The organism is Bacteroides sp. HPS0048 (assembly GCF_964240755.1).
GTDB classification, from domain to species: domain Bacteria; phylum Bacteroidota; class Bacteroidia; order Bacteroidales; family Bacteroidaceae; genus Bacteroides; species Bacteroides nordii.
In genome coordinates, this window is the sequence record NZ_CAXSVC010000041.1 from 15,250 (window position 1) to 36,041 (window position 20,792).

A 20,792-nucleotide genomic window follows, 5' to 3' on the forward strand; every position below is an offset into this window, starting at 1 on the left:
CATTAAAAACTGCAAAATTACAAAAAAATGAGGAAGTAGTAAGTAATCACAGAAACAAATTTATTAAAAAATGCAATTCCTTCCTCAAACCCTTACAAAAAGGTTGGCAAAAACAACTTTTTACTTTTTCTATGTTTTCTGAAGTTTTTGATGTATTTTTGCGCTCAAATAGCATGAATCATGAAAAATAGTTATATCTCATCATTCGCATTGGCGATTATTTTTTCTTCGTCTGTTGTGGCGCAAGATGTAGTCGGGACTGTGTCGAAAAACAGGACTAATGTAATAAAAACAGATACGGTGTTGTCTGCAAAGCCTGATACGCTTTCGGAAGGACTTCAGCCATATCTCTTTTTGAAATTGAATACTGAGACCAATAAGCTGGATACAGTGTCTTATCTGTATCAGAAGTATATTGGAGAGTTAGATTATTTGAATGACCCTGCTGTACCGGAACGTTATATTCCGGTTTATCCAAAATACTATCGTCTTTTTGTGCCGTTGGCATATTATTATTCTCCGATTGCGTATTATTCTAAGATTGATTGGGAGATGCCTAAACTGGACTCTGTTTCTGTTGATTGTTCTAATTGGCTGCCTTATGATAAAGATCGTTTTACGACTTTGGAGCGTGCTAATAAGATTGTTGACCAGTCATTGATGGGAGTCTACTTGAATGCTCCTCAGTTGGTTCGTACGACAGAAGATCGTATCAGAAGCCGAAAGGTGTTCCGTGAAGATGTGAAGCCTAAGACAAAAACAGAGGTACTTCGTTTGTTTGATAAAGAGCCGATGGAGGTCGCAGTAGGAGAGGCTGAATTGAAAATCAGCAAACCTAACTGGTGGGTAACTGGTGGTAATGGTTCTTTGCAGATTACTCAAAACTATATTTCGGACAACTGGTATAAAGGAGGAGAAAGTAATAATGCATTGCTTGCCAATTTGAAACTGTTTGCCAATTACAATGACCGTGAGAAGGTGCAGTTCGAGAATATGTTGGAAGCTAAGTTAGGATTCAACTCTACTCCGTCAGATAAGTATCATAAATATTTAGTAAATACAGACCAACTTCGTTTGTACAGTAAGCTGGGTATTCAGGCTGCTCATAACTGGTATTATACAATTTCCGCTGAATTCAAAACCCAGTTTGCCAATGGTTATAAAGCCAATAGTGAGGAACTTGTTTCTGCTTTCTTTGCTCCGGCAGATTTGGCAGTCAGTATCGGTATGGATTATAAATTGAAGAAGAAGAAATTTAACTTTTCTTTATTCTTGGCTCCTTTGACTTATAACCTCCGTTATATAGGTAACAGTGAAGTGAATGAAACAAAATTTGGTCTGGACAAAGGCAAATGTTCTAAAAATGATTTTGGTTCACAATTCCAGCCGACTCTGACCTGGACAATCATCCCTTCCGTGACTCTTGATTCTCGTTTAAATTACCTCACCAGTTACAAATGGGTGCGTATAGAGTGGGAAAATACAGTAAACTTTGTTCTGAACCGTTATCTGTCTACCAAACTTTATGTACATGCACGTTATGATGACAGTTCGAAGCCAACTGAGGGAAGTAGCTATTTCCAAGTAAAGGAATTACTCAGTTTTGGTATCAATTATCAATGGTAAGTTAGCTTTTTGTAAGTATATTAAAGAAGGGCGGCCATATAGGTCGCCCTTCTTCATTTATTGTGTGCGATAACAAAAAAAGTAAAAATAGCACTTTAACACATAGAAAAAACAGCCTAACGCTTCGTAGTTCACAAATAATGCTTAAATTTGCCGCAATTTGTAATGTTCAGTTTGCAAAATGGCTAATACAATAAAGCATCAAGGTATTGTGGAAAACATAAATGGTTCTCATCTTTCAGTGAGAATTATCCAGACATCAGCATGTTCGGCATGCAGTGTCAAAGGGCATTGCTCCTCTGCAGATAGTAAAGAGAAGGTTATCGACATAGTTGATTCTTCGGCATCTTCTTATCAGATTGGAGAACAGGTAATGGTGACTGGCGAAACCTCTATGGGGATGATGGCTGTTGCTTTGGCTTTCGTGTTTCCCTTTGTGCTTTTAATACTTTCCCTTTTCTTATTTATGGCAGTGATGAACGACGAGCTTTATGCGTCACTTACATCGCTCGCTCTTCTTATTCCTTATTATTATGTATTGTGGTTGAATAAGAACCGATTGAAACAGAAATTTTCATTTACTATAAAACCAATAAAATAACTAATTTATGAATTTGATTCTGATTGCAGTAATTTCATTGGGAGCCATTGCGCTGGTTTCAGCCGCTATTCTGTATGCCGCTTCCAAGAAATTTGCCGTGTATGAAGACCCGCGTATTGCCCAGGTGTCCGAAGTGTTGCCCCAAGCCAATTGCGGTGGATGTGGCTATCCGGGATGTAGTGGATTTGCTGACGCTTGCGTGAAGGCTGGTTCGCTCGAAGGTAAATTCTGTCCTGTAGGTGGGCAGGATGTTATGACGCAAGTGGCCTCTATCCTCGGACTCGATGCCGGTGAAGCCGAACCAATGGTTGCGGTGGTGAGATGTAACGGAACCTGTGCTAATCGTCCTCGTACCAATCTGTACGATGGTGCAAAGAGCTGTGCGATAGCTGCTTCTCTTTATGGTGGAGAAACAGGTTGTAGTTTTGGATGTCTGGGATGTGGCGACTGTGTAGCTGTTTGCCAGTTCGATGCTATCCACATGAATCCGGAGACCGGACTTCCGGAAGTAGATGAGGCAAAATGTACCGCTTGTGGTGCTTGTGTAAAAGCTTGCCCGAAAGCGATTATTGAAATCCGTCCGCAAGGTAAAAAGTCTCGTCGTGTGTATGTGTCTTGTGTAAACAAAGACAAGGGTGCGGTGGCACGTAAGGCTTGTACAGTTAGTTGTATCGGTTGTGGTAAATGTGTGAAGACTTGTCCGTTCGAAGCTATTACGCTTGAGAACAACCTGGCTTACATTGATCCCAATAAGTGTAAATCATGTCGTAAGTGTGTGGAAGTTTGTCCGCAAGGAACAATTATTGAGTTAAATTTCCCACCGCGTAAACCAAAGGCTGAAGGGACTCTTGCAACAGAGGCTCCCAAAGCGGAGGCTTCTAAAGCAGCTCCCGCAGCCGAAGCGTAAATAATAGAATAATAACAGATAAAATACAGAATTGTATGTTGAAGACATTTTCAATTGGTGGTGTTCATCCACAGGAAAATAAACTCTCAGCACATCAGCCCATCATTACAGCAGAGGTTCCGTCGAAAGCGGTAATTCTACTGGGTCAGCACATTGGTGCTCCGGCAAAGCCTGTTGTGGCTAAAGGTGACGTGGTGAAAGTGGGCACAAAGATTGCCGAGCCTGCTGGTTTTGTTTCGGCAGCTATTCATTCTTCTGTCAGCGGAAAGGTAACCAAAATTGACTCGATTGTTGATGCAAGCGGTTATGCCAAACCTGCTATTTTCATTGATGTGGAAGGAGACGAATGGGAAGAAAATATCGATCGTAGTGAAACACTGGTGAAAGAGTGCGAACTGAGCTCTGAAGAGATTGTAAAAAAGATAGCCGATGCAGGTATTGTTGGTTTGGGTGGTGCCTGTTTTCCTACACAGGTAAAATTGTGTCCTCCTCCTTCATTTAAGGCAGAATGTGTTATCATTAACGCAGTGGAGTGTGAACCTTATCTGACGGCCGATCATCAATTAATGCTGGAACATGCTGAAGAAATCATGGTAGGTGTTTCTATCCTGATGAAGGCTGTAAAGGTGAATAAGGCATTTATTGGTATCGAGAATAATAAACCTGACGCTATTGAACTGATGACCAAAATAGCTTCTGGTTATGCCGGCATTGAAGTAGTAGCTTTGAAAGTGCAATATCCGCAGGGAGGTGAAAAGCAATTGATTGATGCCGTTATCAAACGCCAGGTTGGGAGTGGAGCGCTTCCTATCTCTACCGGTGCTGTAGTGCAGAATGTAGGTACTGCTTTTGCTGTTTATCAGGCTGTGCAGAAAAATAAACCTTTGTTTGAGCGTGTTATTACCGTTACCGGTAAGTCACTTGCCAAACCTTCTAATTTTATGGCACGTGTAGGTACGCCGATGCGTCAGTTGATTGATGCTTGTGGTGGTTTACCCGAAGATACAGGTAAGGTAATCGGTGGTGGTCCGATGATGGGGAAAGCATTGGTTAATATCGACGTTCCTACAGCTAAAGGTAGTTCCGGTATTCTCATTATGAATCAGAAAGAAGCGAAGCGTGGCGAGATACAAAATTGTATTCGTTGTGCGAAGTGTGTAGGTGCTTGTCCGATGGGACTGGAACCTTATCTGCTTTCTGCATTGGCCGAAAACGGGGAATTTGAAAGAATGGAAACAGAAAGAATCATGGACTGTATTGAATGTGGCTCCTGTCAGTTCACTTGTCCGGCTTACCGTCCGTTGCTCGACTATTGTCGCTTAGGCAAAGGTAAGGTAGGGGCTATGATTCGTGCACGTCAAGCTAAAAAATAACGAAGTATGGAAAATAAATTTATAGTATCACTATCACCTCACGTTCATGGCGGAGACAGCATACAGAAGAATATGTATGGTGTACTAATTGCATTATTCCCTGCCTTTATCGTGTCGCTACTCTTTTTCGGGTTGGGTGCCCTTATTGTTACAGCTACTTCTGTGGCAGCCTGTGTCTTTTTTGAATGGGCTATCGGCAAGTACCTGCTGAGGAAAGAAACTACTACTATTTGTGACGGTTCGGCTATCATCACCGGTGTGCTGCTTGCCTTCAATCTTCCGTCTAACCTTCCTATCTGGATTATCATTTTGGGTGCACTGTTTGCTATTGGTGTAGGCAAAATGTCATTCGGAGGTTTAGGTAATAACCCTTTTAATCCGGCATTGGCAGGGCGTGTATTCCTATTGCTCTCATTTCCGGTGCAGATGACTACATGGCCGGTTGTAGGCCAGCTTACAGCTTATGCTGACGCTACTACGGGAGCTACTCCACTGGCTATAATGAAGGGAGTTATCAATGGTGCTCCCGGTGTTTCACTGGATCAGCTTCCTGATGCCCTGAGTCTTCTCATTGGTCAGAATGGTGGATGCTTGGGCGAAGTAAGTGCTGTTGCATTGCTGCTCGGGCTTATTTATATGTTGTGGAAGAAAATTATTACCTGGCACATTCCGGTATCTATTTTGGTTACTGTATTTGTGTTCTCCGGCATTATGCATTTGGTAAATCCGGTATTGTATGTATCTCCGGTTCTTCAATTGCTTACCGGTGGTTTGATGTTGGGAGCTATTTTTATGGCAACGGATTATGTTACTTCTCCGATGAGCAAGAAAGGCATGTTGATTTATGGTGTATGTATCGGTCTGCTGACTGTTATTATCCGTTTGTTTGGTGCTTATCCTGAGGGTATGTCGTTCGCTATTTTGATTATGAATGCATTTACTCCGCTGATAAATACATATTGCAAACCTAAACGCTTTGGGGAGGTAGCGAAGAAGAAATGAAAAAATTAGAATCATCATTAAAGAATATGTTGCTGGTACTTACCGGAGTTACTGCTATTTCGGTGGCGTTACTGGCTTACGTAAATGAACTTACAAAAGGACCGATAGCCGAAGCCAATGCTAAAATATTGAGTGATGCTATTAGTGTGGTTGTACCTGCATTTGATAATGACCCTACTGCAGAAGCTACCAAGCAAACTATAGATGGGGTTGAATATACTATTTATCCTGCTAAAAAAGACGGTCAGTGGGTAGGTGCTGCTGTAGAATCTACTGCTATGGGTTTTGGTGGCGAATTGAAAGTTCTGGTAGGTTTTGATGCCGATGGTAAGATCTATGATTACTCTTTACTATCTCATGTAGAAACTCCGGGATTGGGCTCTAAAGCCGCTGACTGGTTTAAGGAAGGTGGTAAAGGAAGTATTAAGGGAATGAATCCGGGTGAAGCTCCATTGAAAGTGAGTAAAGACGGTGGTCAGATAGATGCTATTACTGCTTCGACCATTACTTCACGTGCATTTCTTAATGCAGTGAATGCTGCTTATGCCGCTTACAAGGGTAATGATGACACCAATGGAACTACCGGTGCTACACAAAAAGTTGTTGAACCTACTGAACCCATCAGTGCTAATTAAGAAAGGAGTATTAAGAAATGAATAATTTTAAAGTATTGATGAATGGGATTATCAAAGAGAATCCCATATTTGTGCTCCTGTTAGGTATGTGTCCTACCTTGGGAACTACCTCTTCTGCCATTAATGGTATGGGTATGGGACTGGCTACGATGTTTGTACTTATTTGTTCTAACGTCGTTATCTCGCTGATCAAAAATCTGATTCCGGATATGGTGCGTATTCCGTCATTTATTGTAGTTATTGCTTCCTTTGTGACTTTGTTGCAGATGGTGATGCAGGCTTATGTTCCGGGATTGTATGCCACACTGGGGCTTTTTATTCCGTTGATTGTTGTGAACTGTATTGTCTTGGGGCGTGCCGAAGCTTTTGCAGCTAAGAATAATCCGATATCTTCTATGTTTGATGGTATTGGTATGGGACTTGGTTTCACCATTGCTTTGACTCTGCTGGGTGCTGTGCGTGAATTCTTAGGTACTGGTAAGGTTTTTGATTTTGCTATTTTCCCGGAAGAGTACGGTATGTTGGTATTTGTGTTGGCTCCGGGTGCTTTCATTGCATTGGGATACCTTATTGCATTGATTAACAGTTTGAAGAAAAACTAAGGAAATTAGAATTTAGTAGTTAGAATCCATTCGGCATGATAGCTAACATACTGCATAGATTCTAATTACTAACTATCAACTACTAAATTCTGATTTTTAATTTTTAATTAATTATGGAATATATATTGATCTTTATATCGGCAATCTTTGTAAACAACATCGTATTGTCACAGTTTCTGGGAATTTGTCCCTTCTTGGGGGTTTCCAAGAAAGTAGAAACTGCGTTAGGTATGAGTGCCGCAGTAGCATTTGTGCTTACCATTGCTACTATCGTTACCTTTCTGATTCAGAAGTTTGTACTCGATGCTTTCGGGCTTGGTTATTTGCAGACCATTACTTTCATTCTGGTAATCGCCGCTTTGGTGCAGATGGTAGAAATTATTTTAAAGAAAGTATCTCCTGCATTGTATCAGGCATTAGGAGTATTTCTTCCTTTGATTACAACCAACTGCTGTATCTTAGGGGTTGCTATTTTGGTTATCCAGAAAGACTTTGACCTGTTGACGGGTGTTGTATATGCATTCTCTACCGCTCTTGGTTTCGGACTTGCTCTCGTGTTGTTTGCCGGTTTACGCGAACAAATGAGTCTTGTGAAGATTCCCGAAGGTATGAAAGGAACACCGATTGCTTTGATTACAGCAGGTTTGCTGGCTATGGCATTTATGGGATTCTCCGGAGTAGTGTAATTGTTATAAGCTATTCACTATAAGTTACGAGCTACAGCTACGAATTTAAGGATCTGTGTTTTATTGCACAGCTACTTATAGTTCGTAGCTTGTGGCTCGTAACTTTTTTACCTTGTGGTGATTTTTTTTGTATCAATCCTGCTTTTCTAAATTAATTTTTCTAAATTTGCAAACAGAACAAAAGGACAAAACCGAAAGAACTAACCAAGTATAAATATATGAAAGAAAGAATTTTAGTAACCGGTGGAACTGGTTATATCGGTTCTCACACTGTAGTAGAACTTCAAAACAGTGGATACGAAGTAATCATCATTGATAACCTCTCAAACTCAAATGCTGACGTAGTTGATAATATCGAGAAAGTATCTGGTATACGTCCCGTTTTTGAAAAACTTGATTGCTTAGATTTTAACGGTCTTGATGCCGTGTTTACCAAATATCCAGGTATTAAAGCAATTATTCATTTTGCTGCCAGTAAGGCAGTAGGCGAATCTGTTCAGAAGCCATTGCTTTACTACCGCAATAATCTTGTTTCTTTAATCAATCTGCTTGAATTGATGCCTAAGCACAATGTAGGTGGTATTGTATTTTCGTCTTCTTGCACTGTTTATGGTCAGCCCGATGAGCTTCCCGTAACAGAACAGGCTCCTATCAAGAAAGCTGAATCTCCTTATGGAAACACGAAACAGATAAACGAAGAAATCGTTCGTGATACAGTAACTTCCGGTGCTCCGATCAACGCTATCCTGTTGCGTTATTTCAATCCGATAGGTGCGCATCCTACTGCGTTGTTGGGTGAACTTCCTAACGGAGTTCCTCAAAACCTGATTCCTTATCTGACTCAAACAGCAATCGGTATCCGTAAAGAGCTTAGTGTATTTGGTGACGATTATGATACTCCTGACGGTTCTTGTATCCGTGACTTTATCAATGTTGTAGACCTTGCCAAGGCACACGTGATTGCTATTAAACGCATTCTTGAGCAAAAACAAAAGGAGAAAGTAGAAGTATTCAATATTGGTACGGGTCGTGGCTTGTCTGTATTGGAGTTAATAAATGCTTTTGAAAAAGCTACCGGTGTGAAGTTGAACTATAAGATTGTAGGACGCCGTGCCGGTGATATCGAAAAAGTATGGGCTAACCCGGATTATGCAAATAAAGAACTGGGTTGGAAAGCTGTAGAAAGTATTGAAGATACTTTACGTTCTGCATGGAACTGGCAGCTGAAACTCCGTGAGAGAGGCATACAATAAGAAGAGTTTATGTTACATTAACATACAAGAAATAAACAAATACATAAGTTATTTGTTTATATAGTGCAAATCGGCCTGAAGCCATTTATGTATATGTGAATATCCATACGCGGTACATATGCCTCCCCGGCATAGACAGGTAAGATTGCATAGTAGTTTTGTCGTGTTTTATTTTGTGTTTGTGTTGTGACGGTACTACGACGTGAGTCGTGGTACCGTTTTATGTTATATCCTATCTTATTTAATTTTGATATTTCTTTTTTTCTTACCTTTGCGAGCATTACTTTTATGAATACGACATGTATCTGACACTTTTTCTCAATTTTGTAAAAATAGGAATGTTTACCATAGGAGGAGGGTATGCAATGATTCCTCTAATCGAGCGCGAGATAGTGAAGCGCCAATGGATGACTAAGGAAGATTTTATGCAGATGTTTGCTATTACACAATCTTTGCCGGGAGTCTTTGCTGTTAATATATCAATCTTTGTAGGTTATAGGTTGAGAGGCTTCTGGGGAAGTTTAGTTTGTGCTTTGGGTACTATTTTACCTTCATTTGTTATTATCCTGATTATTGCTCTGTTTTTTGATAAGTTTCAGGATAATCCATATGTTATCAGAATATTCAATGGCATTCGTCCGGCTGTTGTGGCGTTGATACTGGTGCCTTGTCTTTCGGCTATAAAGGCTATTCGCATGGGATATATGGAGTTGATTGCTCCGGCAATAGGTACGGTATTGATATGGAAAGCCGGTGTATCGCCGGTATATATTGTGTTGGCCGGCATCGTTGGGGGATTAGTATATACACTGTGGCTAAAAGATAAATTGAAAGGAAGACGTGTATGATTTACTGGCAACTGATATGTGTTTATCTGAAAATTGGAGTATTTGGTTTTGGCGGTGGATATGCAATGCTCTCTCTTATTCAGTTTGAGATAGTAGAGCGTTATCATTGGTTGACGCTTCAACAGTTTACAGATGTAGTAGCAATCTCGCAAATGACTCCTGGTCCAATCGGCATAAACAGTGCAACTTACATAGGTTATACGGTAACAGGCAATATATGGGGTGCTGTTATTGCTACTGTAGCGGTCTGTCTGCCTTCTTTTCTGATGGTATTGTTTATCTCTTATTTCTTTGTGAAATTCAAAAACAACAAATATGTCAATGCCGCCATGTCGGGGTTGCTTCCTATGTCTGTAGCTTTGATTGGGGCGGCTGCTTTGTTATTGATGAATAAGGATAATTTTATTGATTACAAAAGTATCCTGATCTTTGTTGCAGCCTTTTTTCTGACCTGGAAATATAAGGTCCATCCGATTCTGATGATTCTATTGGCGGGGGTAATGGGATTTATTCTGTATTGAAGGATTCAGATTAATAAAATAAGGAACGTAGACTGTGCGCCCGCGTTCCTTATTTACTTTATTCAAAGTTTATAGTTTTCCTTTAAATACAAAACTTCGTTCGCCAAAGTTAATATCCGGTATTGTGATATCCGGAGCAAACAATCCAAAGACTGATGACCCCGAACCACTCATAGCAGCATACATCGTTCCATTTTTATACAATTCTTCTTTTATTTCTCCAATAACAGGATATTGCGGGAATACACTTGCTTCAAAATCATTCACCATTTGTTCTTTCCATTCACTGACGGGATGAGTTATAATTTCTTTTAATGAATATTCCGGTTCGTGAGGCCTGACCAGTGAGAAGGCTTCCCGGGTGGAAACGAAGATATCCGGTTTGACTAACAGAATCTGATAACCCTTTAAAGAGAGTGAAAGAGGGGAGAAGATATTTCCGATTCCTTCTGCATAAGTTGGGGTATTCTTTATAAAAAAAGCACAATCGGCTCCTAATGTAGCTGCATATTCTTCTAATTTCTCATCTGTTAGCTTCAATTCAAATCGTTCATTCAAGAGTTTCAACATGAAAGCTGCATCCGAAGATCCTCCTCCTAAGCCGGCACCCGATGGGATATGTTTGTACAAATGAATATCTACCGGAGGGAGATTGAATTCTTTATCCAATAATAAATAGGCTTTTACCACAAGGTTGTCTTCTGCATTTCCTGTTATTTCCATACCAGCCTGATGCAAAGCAAACTTCTTATCTGTACTATTATTCAGCACATGAATTTCCAACGCATCTTCTATCGGTACGGGATAGAAGACGGTTTCCAGATTATGATATCCGTCCGGACGTTTGGCTGTAATATTTAGTCCCAGGTTTATTTTGGCATTTGGAAATGTGATCATCTTTTTATTTACGATTTATTCCCTGCAGTTATGACTCTCATTGGGGGGGTAATAACATAGGTACGTTTACGATGTTTATGAACGACGATGCAAAGTTAGCAAATTCTTCATTATTATATTCTATGTTTTAATCTGTTGAGGAATTTATTTCTTACAGGTAAAGGATAGGAGAATTTTATGATGTACACTATATATTCTTTTAATTGAAAGAGTACGTATTTAATGTTGACTTAAAATGCATATTAACAGTGTGTTAAGTACGTACTTTTACACCTCAAAAGTACGTACTTCTTTATTGCTTGATTTTCAGGCTGATAAGATATTATAAAGGGTGTGTAAACCAAAAATAAGAACCTGCGTCTTCTATTGATTCTACTCCTATTTCTCCTCCCATTTGTGAAACGATACTTTTGCAGATAGATAGGCCAAGTCCGGTTCCCTGAGCAAAATTATTCAGTTTAACGAAACGGTCGAATATATTTCCGAGCTTTTCTTGGGGAATACCAACCCCTGTATCACGTACGTAAATCTTTATTCTATCTTCGGAGATGATTTCATATCCTACTGTGATACTGCCATGTGAGGTGAATTTAATGGCATTATTAATGAAATTAGTGATCACTTGGGTAAAGCGGTTTTTATCACTGTGGATATAACAAGGAGAGAGGTGTTGTTCAAAGAGAAGCGTTACTCCCTTCTGAACTTTGGCTTCAAGCGTTTTTACTATTTCCAGACAAGTCTGATTGACCTCAAATTGGCTTTCGACAAATTCAAACGTACCGGCTTCTATCTTTGAAAGATCCAGTATATCTGAGATGAGTTGCAATAATAACTCATTGTTTCTCTGTATGATTTCGACATATTCCATCCGTTCTTCTCTCTCGTTTGTTTCTGCCAGTAAACTCGAGAATCCTACAATAGAATTGAGAGGTGTACGGATTTCGTGACTCATATTTGCTAGAAAAGCGGACTTTAGTTTGTCTAACTGCTCAGCCTTGTCACGGGCTATGATGAGTTTTTGTTCGGTCTGTTTCAGAGGGGTAATGTCATAATTGACACAAACCATTTCTATTATATTGTTCTGTGGGCGGAAGTCTCTTACAAGTACATTGATGCTGGTCCAGGAGAATTCACCAGATTGACGCCGGATACGTACTTCTCTGCGCAGGCAGGTGGCTTTACCCTGTTTAACATTGCCCATGAACTCTTTTAATGCGGCACGATCGTCGGGATGTACGTTCTGATAGACACCAATGACTTCGGGGAGGGGAGTGCCATCTTGTTCGCCGATATTCTCATACCAACTGCTGAGTGCATAGCCATCACGACTTAAGGCATCAAATATAGCATAACCAACCTTTGCATAGTCACCTATGAGAGTAAACAGATTTTCAAACTCTCTGATTTTTGAATAAGCATATGTGGTTTCGGTTGTGTCAATGTTTATTAATAGATAATTTGTTAAATTGTTTTGGGAATCATACAAGGTTGTGGCTTTGCTAACCAGATTGATAACGTCTTTTCTTTGAGAAGTGTAATAGCCATTTATTACAGAAAAGTCATAATTTAACTTGAAATTGGCATTTTCTTTGTTTCTGAGTTTTATTTTAACCTCTTCCGGAATATTGGGATTGGAAAATAAATTGACTCCCAATACTTCTCTCTTATCTTTAAGACCAAACATTTCAAGGTCTTTGTCGTTAAGATCTGTCAGATAACCATCCTTATCATATAGCTCAATACCCGCCGGTAGGTTCTGGTATATATTACGAAGTATCTCCTCATTATGTTTCAGTGCCAGATGAACTTTATGGCTGGCCGTAATATCGGAGAATAGAATTACCATTTCATCCTTTTTGGTGAAATAAAGCAAGTACTGATAATATTTATCTGATTCCGGGTGATAGTAAGTATGTTCTTCTGTAGTATCGGTTTCAAGCAGAGTTTTCAGCATGGAAAGTTCACGGTTGAGATGGGGTGTTGCAATGCTGGCGTACTCTCCGATATATGATTTTATAGGTAATCTGGTGATTTTTTCGATAGCTGTGTTAGCGTCCAGAAACTTAAAATCGGTTACTTTATTATTTTCATAGATAACTTGCATCTGGAGGTAACCCATGGGCATATGGCGGTATAAGTTGTTGAGGTCTTGCCGTTCCTCTTTTGCTTTTTTCTCGGATTTACGCAATTCAATGCAGATACTGATAATGTTTGCCAAAGAGGTAAACCATTGATAATCTGCATTGCTCCAGTTACGGTATCGTTTAACGATGTCTATGCCCATATATCCCCATACTCCTTTTTTGGATAACAGTGGGACTGCCATGAGTGATTTTATATTTTGTGGCTCTAAAATATTCCTGTCATATTCTGCTTCCGCAGGCATATCATCGAGTGTGTTCAGGATGATTGCCTTTTTGCTTAATATTTGTTGACTCCACCATGAAATCTGATTGATGGGGAGGTTTTGAAGAAATTCTTGTTCCTTCGAAACGTTTTCCGCTGTCACTTCATAAATGCAGCTTTGTATGTTTCTCTCCGGAAGTATTTCGAAAATATAAGTCCGGTCTCCATTAAATTGCATTAGTATATCTTTCAGTATTTTCTGTACTGTTTCGGAGATATCATCTGTTTGCAAAAATGAAAATAGAGAGTGGGATATACTGATTTGACGATAGAGTAATTTGTTAAGCTCGTCTCTTGTAGATAGTTTCTTTTCATTAACTTCGATATCATTCAGGCATCTTATGTAACCAAAAGATTTTAGGTTATCTTGCTCGGTATTCTTGCTGAATTCCATTTTAGATAATACCCAGGTTATCCCATATTTAGTATAGAGAGGGAAGATCAGTTCATAGGCACGTTGATTTTTAAGAGTCAGAGATGCCTCTCTCAATTTGTCCCGATAATCCTCATGAACAAGATTGTGAAGATCTTTGAATTCAATAGTATCGCTTTCAAGACCCAAAAGGTCTACTATAAATTCTGATAAAGTGTATTTTTGGTTTTTAAAGTCTGCTTCCCACCATCCAATTTGTGCCATGGAGGTTAATCTGAGAAGCTTATCGGAATTCAGATTTGACATATCTTCCTGTTGTCTGTAGATTTGGACACAAATATAGATAATACTTTTGGATCTTATTGAGATTCATGTGTGATAAAACACTATAAATAGCAAAGTTGTCTTCATCGGAAAATGTTGTTTGCAGCTTTTCTTAAAAAAATATTATGAATATCTTCGCGGATAGCGGAAAAGGATAGCCAATAATGCAAATGTCCCCATGGTAAACGAGTAATACAAATTGCCTACAATGCTGATCGGAGAAATTTTAGCCAACCCTGCTGCCATGAGTAATTGTGCTCCGTAGGGGATGATACCTTGTATGAAACATGAAAATGTATCGAGGATACTGGCTGTTTTTCTACGATCTAAGTTGAACTTTCCGGCAATGTCTTTGGCAATAGGTCCTGTAGTGATGATAGCAATTGTATTGTTGGCTGTGCAGAGGTTGGCTATACTGACAAGGGCGGCGATACTGAGTTCTGCTCCACGCTTGCCATTGACGTGGCGGGTTAACTTTTCGATGATAAAATCGATTCCCCCATTATAACGGATTGTTTCGAGCATACCGCCTGCAAGCAGGGTGATGATGATGAGTTCGCCCATTCCGGTTATACCGTTTCCCATTGCTCCAAACCAGTCGAATATACCGAAGCTTCCTGTGGCAAGTCCTATGATGGCTGTGGAGATGATGCCTAACAAGAGAACGATCATCACGTTGATACCTGCTATGGCTGTACCCAATACGACAAGATAAGGGATCACTTTGAGCCATTCGATTTCTTGTACCTGGGGAGGAGCGGTGATTGATAATCCTTGAACAATATAAATAATCAGCACAATAAGTGCAGCAGGTACAACGATCATTGAGTTTACGCGAAATTTGTCACGCATCACGCAACCTTGTGTTTTGGTGGAAGCAATGGTGGTGTCGGAAATAAAGGACAGGTTATCACCAAAAAAGGAACCACCTACAACGATAGCTACCATAAACGGAAGATCTATGCCGGTTTTCAGTGCCAGGCCAGTAGCAACAGGAGTAAGGGCTACAATTGTTCCTACACTGGTTCCGATAGAAAGGGAGATGAAACAGGAAGCTATAAAGATGCCAGCCAATAACAAATTGTCGGGAAGAATGTGTAAGGTGAGGTTTACTGTTGCATCAATGGCTCCCATCTCTTTGGCGCTTTGTGCAAAAGCCCCGGCCAGAATAAAGATCCAGATCATCAGCATGATATTCTTATTGGAGGCTCCTACAGAGAACTGATAGACCCGTTGATCCAGCTTTAAGCCGCGTGTGATGGCGATAGCGTAACAGGAAGATACCAGAAAAGCTACCGTAATAGGGACTTTATAGAAATCATTGACGATGATGGAGGTTACCAGATACAGACACAGGAAAACAAATAGCGGGCTGAGTGCCCACCAACCGGAGATATGCTTACTATTCTTTTCTTCGTTCATTAATATAGGGTTGTACTTGTTTTGGGATCGCAAAGATAATAATTAGTAGTTAAGAATGGGAGTAATAGGGGTTAGAATATAGTAGCCGGTAGTCAGAATCTATACAGTGTGTTTATGATTTACATACTAATATAGATTTAACTACCGGCTCTTTTATTCTAACTCCTAACTACTATCTTCTAACTTCTGATTTAAAGCGTTACTCCTGTCTTGAATATAGCGATTTCGCGATATCCTTTCTTTTCGTTGTTTACAAATTCGCCGCTTGCAACTTTGATAATATAGTCAATGAAACGTTCGCAAGTCTTTTCCATTGGTTCATTTTCAACGATAACGCCTGCATTAAAATCAATCCAGCCCGGCTTGTTTTTAGCTAAAGTTGAGTTGGTAGAGATTTTCATAGTAGGTACGTAGGTACCAAACGGAGTGCCGCGTCCGGTAGTAAACAACACCATATGGCAACCGCAGGAAGCAAGGGCAGTAGCTGCCACCAGATCATTGCCTGGTGCAGAAAGCAAGTTGAGACCTTTCACCTGTAAGCGTTCTCCGTAAGGTAATACACCTTCTACATAACTCTTACCGCATTTCTGCGTACATCCCAGTGCTTTATCTTCCAGTGTAGAAATACCTCCGGCTTTATTTCCCGGTGAGGGGTTTTCTCCTACAGGTTCACCATGCGAGAGGAAGTATTCTTTAAAATCATTAATTAGTTTAACGGTTTCCTGGAATAACTCTTTGTTGTGACAACGGTTCATCAGAATTGTTTCGGCACCAAACATTTCAGGGACTTCTGTTAATACACTTGTACCACCTTGTGCTATAAGGAAGTCTGAGAACATGCCTAACAATGGATTGGCTGTAATGCCGGAGAAACCATCAGAACCACCGCATTTTAAGCCTACACGCAATTCTGACAGAGGAACTTCGGTACGCTCGTCTTTAGAAGCCTTAGCGTAAAGCTCGCGCAGGATTGCCATACCTTCTTCGTATTCGTCACCCACTTTCTGAGTAACCATAAACTTCACACGGTCCTGATCATAGTCACCCAGAAATTCACGGAATACATCCGGTTGATTGTTTTCACATCCTAATCCTACAATAAGCACTGCACCTGCATTGGGGTGAAGTACCATATCGCGAAGGATTTTCTTTGTATTTTCGTGATCGTCACCCAATTGTGAACAACCGTAGTTATGTGGAAAAGCTACGATGGCATCCACGCCTTCACCTTCCGTTTCGCGGCGTAAACCTTCGGCCAACTGATTGATAATGCCATTGACACAGCCTACGGTAGGAATAATCCATATCTCATTACGTACACCTACATCGCCATTTTTACGACGATATCCTTTGAAGGTCAGATCTTTCTTTGGAATATCAAGCGATACCTCTACCGGATTATAAGTATATTCCAGAAGTCCGGCCAGGTTGGTCTTTATATTATTTTCATTCATCCAATCACCCTGCTTCTTTGCCATTTTGGCATGGCCGATAGGATAACCGTATTTGATGACATCCTCTCCTTCAGCAAAGTTTTTCAAGGCAAACTTATGCCCGGCCGGAACATCTTCGTTCAGGATTACCTCAATGCCATCTACTGAAAGTTTTTCTCCTGCGGGTAGATTAACGATAGCTACGGCTACATTGTCAGCTGGATTGATTTTTAGATACTTTGTTTCCATGATGCTTATTTATATTTACTGTTTTTACGATTGAAGAACCTTTTTTTATTTATTGCTGTAATAGTCAATTGTTTCTACTGTTAACAGATCAATAGGCATATAGTTAATGCAATTTACCTCTTTTTTGAAAATAAGATGATCGCATAATGCCTTGATGCCGTTGTATCCTTGTAGTTCCGGTTGCTGTGCTATAAGGAAATATACGCTTCCTTGTTTCAGACAGGCTACATTTCGCTCCAAAAGGTCATAACCGATCAGATTGAAATTATTCTTTTCCCGGGTTTGCAGATATTCTCCTACGATGTATACTTTCGAGTTGAACGTGATTCCGTTGCGTACCGTAGGATGTTCCCGGAAGAAGTTGTCCAACATGAGAGCATCTTCATCATTACGTTCGGCATGAAGGTCCAGTTCTAATATATTGCATGCAGGGTGATGTTCTTTCATATATTGTCTGAATCCTTTTTCTCTGTTCTCCTGCTGATTGGACCCTACGATACCTTCATGTATTTTGCGGAAGATGACGATCTCTTTTTCGTTTCCTGCCAGTAACATCAGCATGCGTGCAGCAAAGTATCCGCTTTGGCGTGAGTTTTGTCCGAAGAAAGCCAGTGGGGGAATATCCTTAATATTTGAGTCTATATATATATAAGGTATATCCAGTTCTGCTAATTGTCCGGTGAAAATCCGGGTATATTCGCGTACGGTAGGTGCTACCATCACTCCATCCGGATGCTGTGCTATAATAGCGTCACTTGCATTAACGAATGACTGGTAATCATAAGGATCGTAATAGGTTGTTTTTACTGTGGTATTGAAATCCGAATAAGTACTGAGTGCCTTACTGATACCTTTTTCTACATCTGTCCAGTATTCCCCCTCTAAATGTTGAGGGAGGAGACACGCAAAAGAATACTTTTTATTGGAAGCTAATGCACTTGCATACATATTGGGCTGATAGTCCAACTGTTTTAGGATCTCTTCAACGCGTTTCCGGCTTGATTCGGAAACTCCGCTGCGTCCATGAATGACGCGGTCTACTGTTCCTACTGATACATCGGCCAGACGGGCGATATCTTTGATTCTGATTCTATCAGGCAACTTATTCATATTTACGATTTGACTGTTTGCGATTTACGATTGAAAAGACATCAGACTTATGGTTGAATGAACGAAGTTTTATCAATCGTAAATCGTAAATAGTCAAATCGTAAATCAATATTGTGCTCGTACACAATAATAATATTAATATTTTCGACACAAATATATAACAATTTTTGTAATTACGAAAATTGTTGTATCTTTGTGCCCGCACACGAAAGCTATGTGGAGTACATTTGTTGTTTGTATATATGGCATAGTATCAGTGTGTTAAGCTGCAAAATGGGCTTATAATGATAAATTGAAACTTAATAATATTAATTACTTATTTCATTAAAACATAGAATTATGGGAAAGAAAGTCGTTACGTTAGGCGAAATCATGCTTAGATTATCAACTCCGGGTAACACTCGTTTTGTTCAATCTGACTCTTTTGATGTAGTATACGGTGGTGGAGAAGCCAACGTTGCAGTGAGCTGTGCAAACTATGGCCACGATGCATACTTCGTATCAAAATTGCCTAAACACGAAATTGGTCAGTCTGCTGTAAATGCATTGCGTAAATATGGTGTAAAGACAGACTTTATTGCCCGTGGTGGTGATCGCGTAGGTATCTATTATCTTGAAACAGGAGCTTCTATGCGTCCAAGTAAAGTAATTTATGACCGTGCTCATTCTTCTATCGCTGAAGCTGATGCCGCTGATTTTGATTTTGACGCTATTATGGAAGGTGCTGACTGGTTCCATTGGTCTGGTATCACTCCGGCTATCTCTGATAAAGCTGCCGAACTGACTCGTTTGGCTTGTGAGGCTGCAAAACGTCATGGCGTAACAGTGTCTGTAGACTTGAATTTCCGTAAGAAACTATGGACTAAAGAAAAAGCACAGTCTATCATGAAGCCGTTAATGAAATATGTAGATGTATGTATTGGTAATGAAGAAGATGCAGAACTCTGTCTGGGTTTCAAGCCGGATGCTGATGTTGAAGCAGGACATACGGATGCTGAAGGTTACAAAGGTATCTTCCAGCAGATGATGAAAGAGTTTGGATTCAAATATGTAATTTCTACATTGCGTGAATCTTTCTCTGCTACACACAACGGCTGGAAAGCTATGATTTACAATGGTCAGGAGTTCTATACTTCAAAGCGTTATGATATTGATCCTATCATCGACCGTGTAGGTGGTGGTGACTCATTCTCCGGAGGTATCATCCATGGCTTGATGACGAAACCGAACCAGGGTGAGGCTCTTGAATTTGCTGTTGCTGCTTCTGCATTGAAACACACTATTAATGGTGACTTCAACCTTGTATCAGTAGAAGAGGTAGAAGCGCTGGCAGGAGGTGATGCAAGCGGACGCGTGCAAAGATAAAGAGATTGACTATTGGACAATTTACTATTTACTATTTAATGCCAGGGCTAATGACCGCAGAGGAAATGAAAATGAGGCTGAAGAATTTGGCCGTACGTGTTATTAAATTAGTAGATAAATTACCTAATACTCCTGCTGGCCGAGCAATTGGCAATCAGATTATTCGTTCGGGAACATCGCCTGCTGCAAATTATAGAGCTGCATGTTTGGGTAAGTCAGATAGAGACTTTTTGAATAAACTGAAAATAGTGGAGGAAGAGTTAGATGAAACATTATATTGGTTGGAGCTGATTATGGAAATTCAAATGATAAAGTCAGATTTATTGTCTGCTTTATATGAAGAGAATAAAGAACTACTTAAAATAATAGTTAGTTCTATAACAACAATGAAAGCCAAACTCAATAAATAGTAAATTGCCTGATATGCAAAACATTTAAATAGTAAATAGTAAATCGTCAAATTGTAAATAAGAAGATGGCAAAATTTGATAAAATAGCGGTTCTGAACAAGATTGGTTCAACCGGCATGGTTCCTGTATTCTACCATAAAGATGCAGAAATTGCAAAAAAAGTAGTAAAAGCTTGTTATGAAGGTGGTGTTCGTGCTTTCGAATTCACGAATCGTGGCGACTTTGCTCATGAAGTATTTGCTGAAATAGTGAAATTTGCAGCAAAGGAATGTCCGGAAATGGCGATGGGTATTGGCTCTATCGTTGATCCGGCTACAGCTGCACTGTATATTCAGTTAGGTGCTAACTTCGTAGTAGGTCCGTTGTTCAACCCTGAAATCGCTAAGATCTGTAACCGTCGTCTGGTAGCTTATACTCCGGGATGTGGTTCGGTATCAGAAGTGGGTTTCGCACAGGAGGTAGGTTGTGATCTTTGCAAAGTATTCCCGGGTGATGTATATGGTCCTAATTTTGTAAAAGGTCTGATGGCTCCGATGTCATGGTCTAAATTAATGGTGACCGGCGGAGTTGAGCCGACTAAAGAAAATCTGACTGCCTGGATTAAAGCTGGCGTATTCTGTGTAGGTATGGGTTCTAAACTCTTCCCGAAAGATAAAGTAGCTGCCGAAGACTGGGCTTATGTTACAGCTAAATGTGCTGAAGCATTGGGTTACATTGCTGAGGCTCGTAAATAAAGAAAAAATTTACGA

Annotated in this window: 19 protein-coding genes; 14 read left to right on the forward strand and 5 right to left on the reverse strand. The window is 40.0% G+C overall.

Translation table 11 applies throughout. The features are described 5' to 3' along the window. The first annotated feature begins 180 nt into the window (after positions 1-180). The 11 genes from ACESQI_RS21425 to ACESQI_RS21475 all read left to right on the forward strand — a co-directional run bounded on the left by ACESQI_RS21425 (position 181) and on the right by ACESQI_RS21475 (position 10,054). Positions 181-1,626, forward strand: a complete 1,446-nt coding sequence (locus ACESQI_RS21425; RefSeq protein ID WP_007485946.1) for a DUF3078 domain-containing protein — start codon at positions 181-183, stop codon at positions 1,624-1,626. Between the two features lie 181 nt (positions 1,627-1,807). Next, positions 1,808-2,227: a SoxR reducing system RseC family protein gene (locus ACESQI_RS21430; protein WP_002562600.1), complete on the forward strand. Its 420-nt coding sequence runs from the start codon at positions 1,808-1,810 to the stop codon at positions 2,225-2,227. A 7-nt stretch (positions 2,228-2,234) separates the two neighbouring features. Further along, complete coding sequence (locus ACESQI_RS21435) at positions 2,235-3,134, forward strand: Fe-S cluster domain-containing protein (RefSeq protein WP_122201546.1); 900 nt, start codon at positions 2,235-2,237, stop codon at positions 3,132-3,134. A 35-nt stretch (positions 3,135-3,169) separates the two neighbouring features. Beyond that, positions 3,170-4,507: an electron transport complex subunit RsxC gene (gene rsxC, locus ACESQI_RS21440; RefSeq protein ID WP_025867123.1), complete on the forward strand. Its 1,338-nt coding sequence runs from the start codon at positions 3,170-3,172 to the stop codon at positions 4,505-4,507. 6 nt (positions 4,508-4,513) lie between these two features. Then, positions 4,514-5,509 carry an RnfABCDGE type electron transport complex subunit D gene (locus tag ACESQI_RS21445; RefSeq protein WP_373127081.1) on the forward strand — a complete coding sequence of 332 codons (996 nt, stop codon included), beginning with the start codon at positions 4,514-4,516 and terminating at the stop codon, positions 5,507-5,509. Further along, the gene (locus ACESQI_RS21450; protein ID WP_002562596.1) at positions 5,506-6,144 is read left to right on the forward strand and encodes an RnfABCDGE type electron transport complex subunit G; all 639 of its coding nucleotides are present in this window, start codon (positions 5,506-5,508) and stop codon (positions 6,142-6,144) included. The genes ACESQI_RS21445 and ACESQI_RS21450 overlap by 4 nt, the downstream gene beginning before the upstream one ends. Before the next feature lie 17 nt (positions 6,145-6,161). Continuing rightward, positions 6,162-6,746, forward strand: a complete 585-nt coding sequence (rsxE, locus tag ACESQI_RS21455; RefSeq protein ID WP_002562595.1) for an electron transport complex subunit RsxE — start codon at positions 6,162-6,164, stop codon at positions 6,744-6,746. Between the two features lie 113 nt (positions 6,747-6,859). Beyond that, entirely contained in the window at positions 6,860-7,432 is a 573-nt protein-coding gene (rsxA, locus tag ACESQI_RS21460; protein ID WP_002562594.1) for an electron transport complex subunit RsxA, read from the forward strand. A gap of 218 nt (positions 7,433-7,650) precedes the next feature. Beyond that, on the forward strand, positions 7,651-8,685 hold the full coding sequence (galE, locus tag ACESQI_RS21465; RefSeq protein ID WP_002562593.1) for a UDP-glucose 4-epimerase GalE: 1,035 nt from the start codon (positions 7,651-7,653) through the stop codon (positions 8,683-8,685). Positions 8,686-8,984: 299 nt separating this feature from the next. Beyond that, on the forward strand, positions 8,985-9,533 hold the full coding sequence (locus tag ACESQI_RS21470; RefSeq protein WP_081504738.1) for a chromate transporter: 549 nt from the start codon (positions 8,985-8,987) through the stop codon (positions 9,531-9,533). Beyond that, positions 9,530-10,054, forward strand: a complete 525-nt coding sequence (locus ACESQI_RS21475) for a chromate transporter (RefSeq protein WP_002559789.1) — start codon at positions 9,530-9,532, stop codon at positions 10,052-10,054. The genes ACESQI_RS21470 and ACESQI_RS21475 overlap by 4 nt, the downstream gene beginning before the upstream one ends. Positions 10,055-10,123: 69 nt before the next feature. Here ACESQI_RS21475 and ispE read toward each other — a convergent pair whose 3' ends face one another. From ispE to ACESQI_RS21500, 5 genes are all read right to left on the reverse strand, one after another. Next, positions 10,124-10,951 carry a 4-(cytidine 5'-diphospho)-2-C-methyl-D-erythritol kinase gene (gene ispE / locus ACESQI_RS21480; RefSeq protein ID WP_373127084.1) on the reverse strand — a complete coding sequence of 276 codons (828 nt, stop codon included), beginning with the start codon at positions 10,949-10,951 and terminating at the stop codon, positions 10,124-10,126. A gap of 322 nt (positions 10,952-11,273) precedes the next feature. Next, a complete protein-coding gene (locus tag ACESQI_RS21485; protein WP_373127086.1) occupies positions 11,274-13,994 on the reverse strand; it encodes an ATP-binding protein in 2,721 nt (906 codons plus the stop codon). 183 nt (positions 13,995-14,177) lie between these two features. Beyond that, complete coding sequence (locus tag ACESQI_RS21490; protein WP_373127088.1) at positions 14,178-15,476, reverse strand: Na+/H+ antiporter NhaC family protein; 1,299 nt, start codon at positions 15,474-15,476, stop codon at positions 14,178-14,180. A 191-nt stretch (positions 15,477-15,667) separates the two neighbouring features. Then, positions 15,668-17,158, reverse strand: a complete 1,491-nt coding sequence (locus ACESQI_RS21495) for a UxaA family hydrolase (RefSeq protein WP_007485935.1) — start codon at positions 17,156-17,158, stop codon at positions 15,668-15,670. Between the two features lie 45 nt (positions 17,159-17,203). Continuing rightward, positions 17,204-18,268 (reverse strand): LacI family DNA-binding transcriptional regulator, encoded by a 1,065-nt coding sequence (locus tag ACESQI_RS21500; RefSeq protein ID WP_002559794.1) that lies wholly within the window; start codon positions 18,266-18,268, stop codon positions 17,204-17,206. 339 nt (positions 18,269-18,607) lie between these two features. On the opposite strand from ACESQI_RS21500, the gene ACESQI_RS21505 reads away from it, so the two are divergent. The 3 genes from ACESQI_RS21505 (at position 18,608) to ACESQI_RS21515 (ending at position 20,777) form a co-directional block, all read left to right on the forward strand. Continuing rightward, entirely contained in the window at positions 18,608-19,633 is a 1,026-nt protein-coding gene (locus ACESQI_RS21505) for a sugar kinase (RefSeq protein WP_002559795.1), read from the forward strand. A gap of 50 nt (positions 19,634-19,683) precedes the next feature. Then, the gene (locus ACESQI_RS21510; protein ID WP_007485931.1) at positions 19,684-20,043 is read left to right on the forward strand and encodes a four helix bundle protein; all 360 of its coding nucleotides are present in this window, start codon (positions 19,684-19,686) and stop codon (positions 20,041-20,043) included. A gap of 65 nt (positions 20,044-20,108) precedes the next feature. Beyond that, on the forward strand, positions 20,109-20,777 hold the full coding sequence (locus ACESQI_RS21515; protein WP_002559797.1) for a bifunctional 4-hydroxy-2-oxoglutarate aldolase/2-dehydro-3-deoxy-phosphogluconate aldolase: 669 nt from the start codon (positions 20,109-20,111) through the stop codon (positions 20,775-20,777). Positions 20,778-20,792 lie beyond the last annotated feature (15 nt).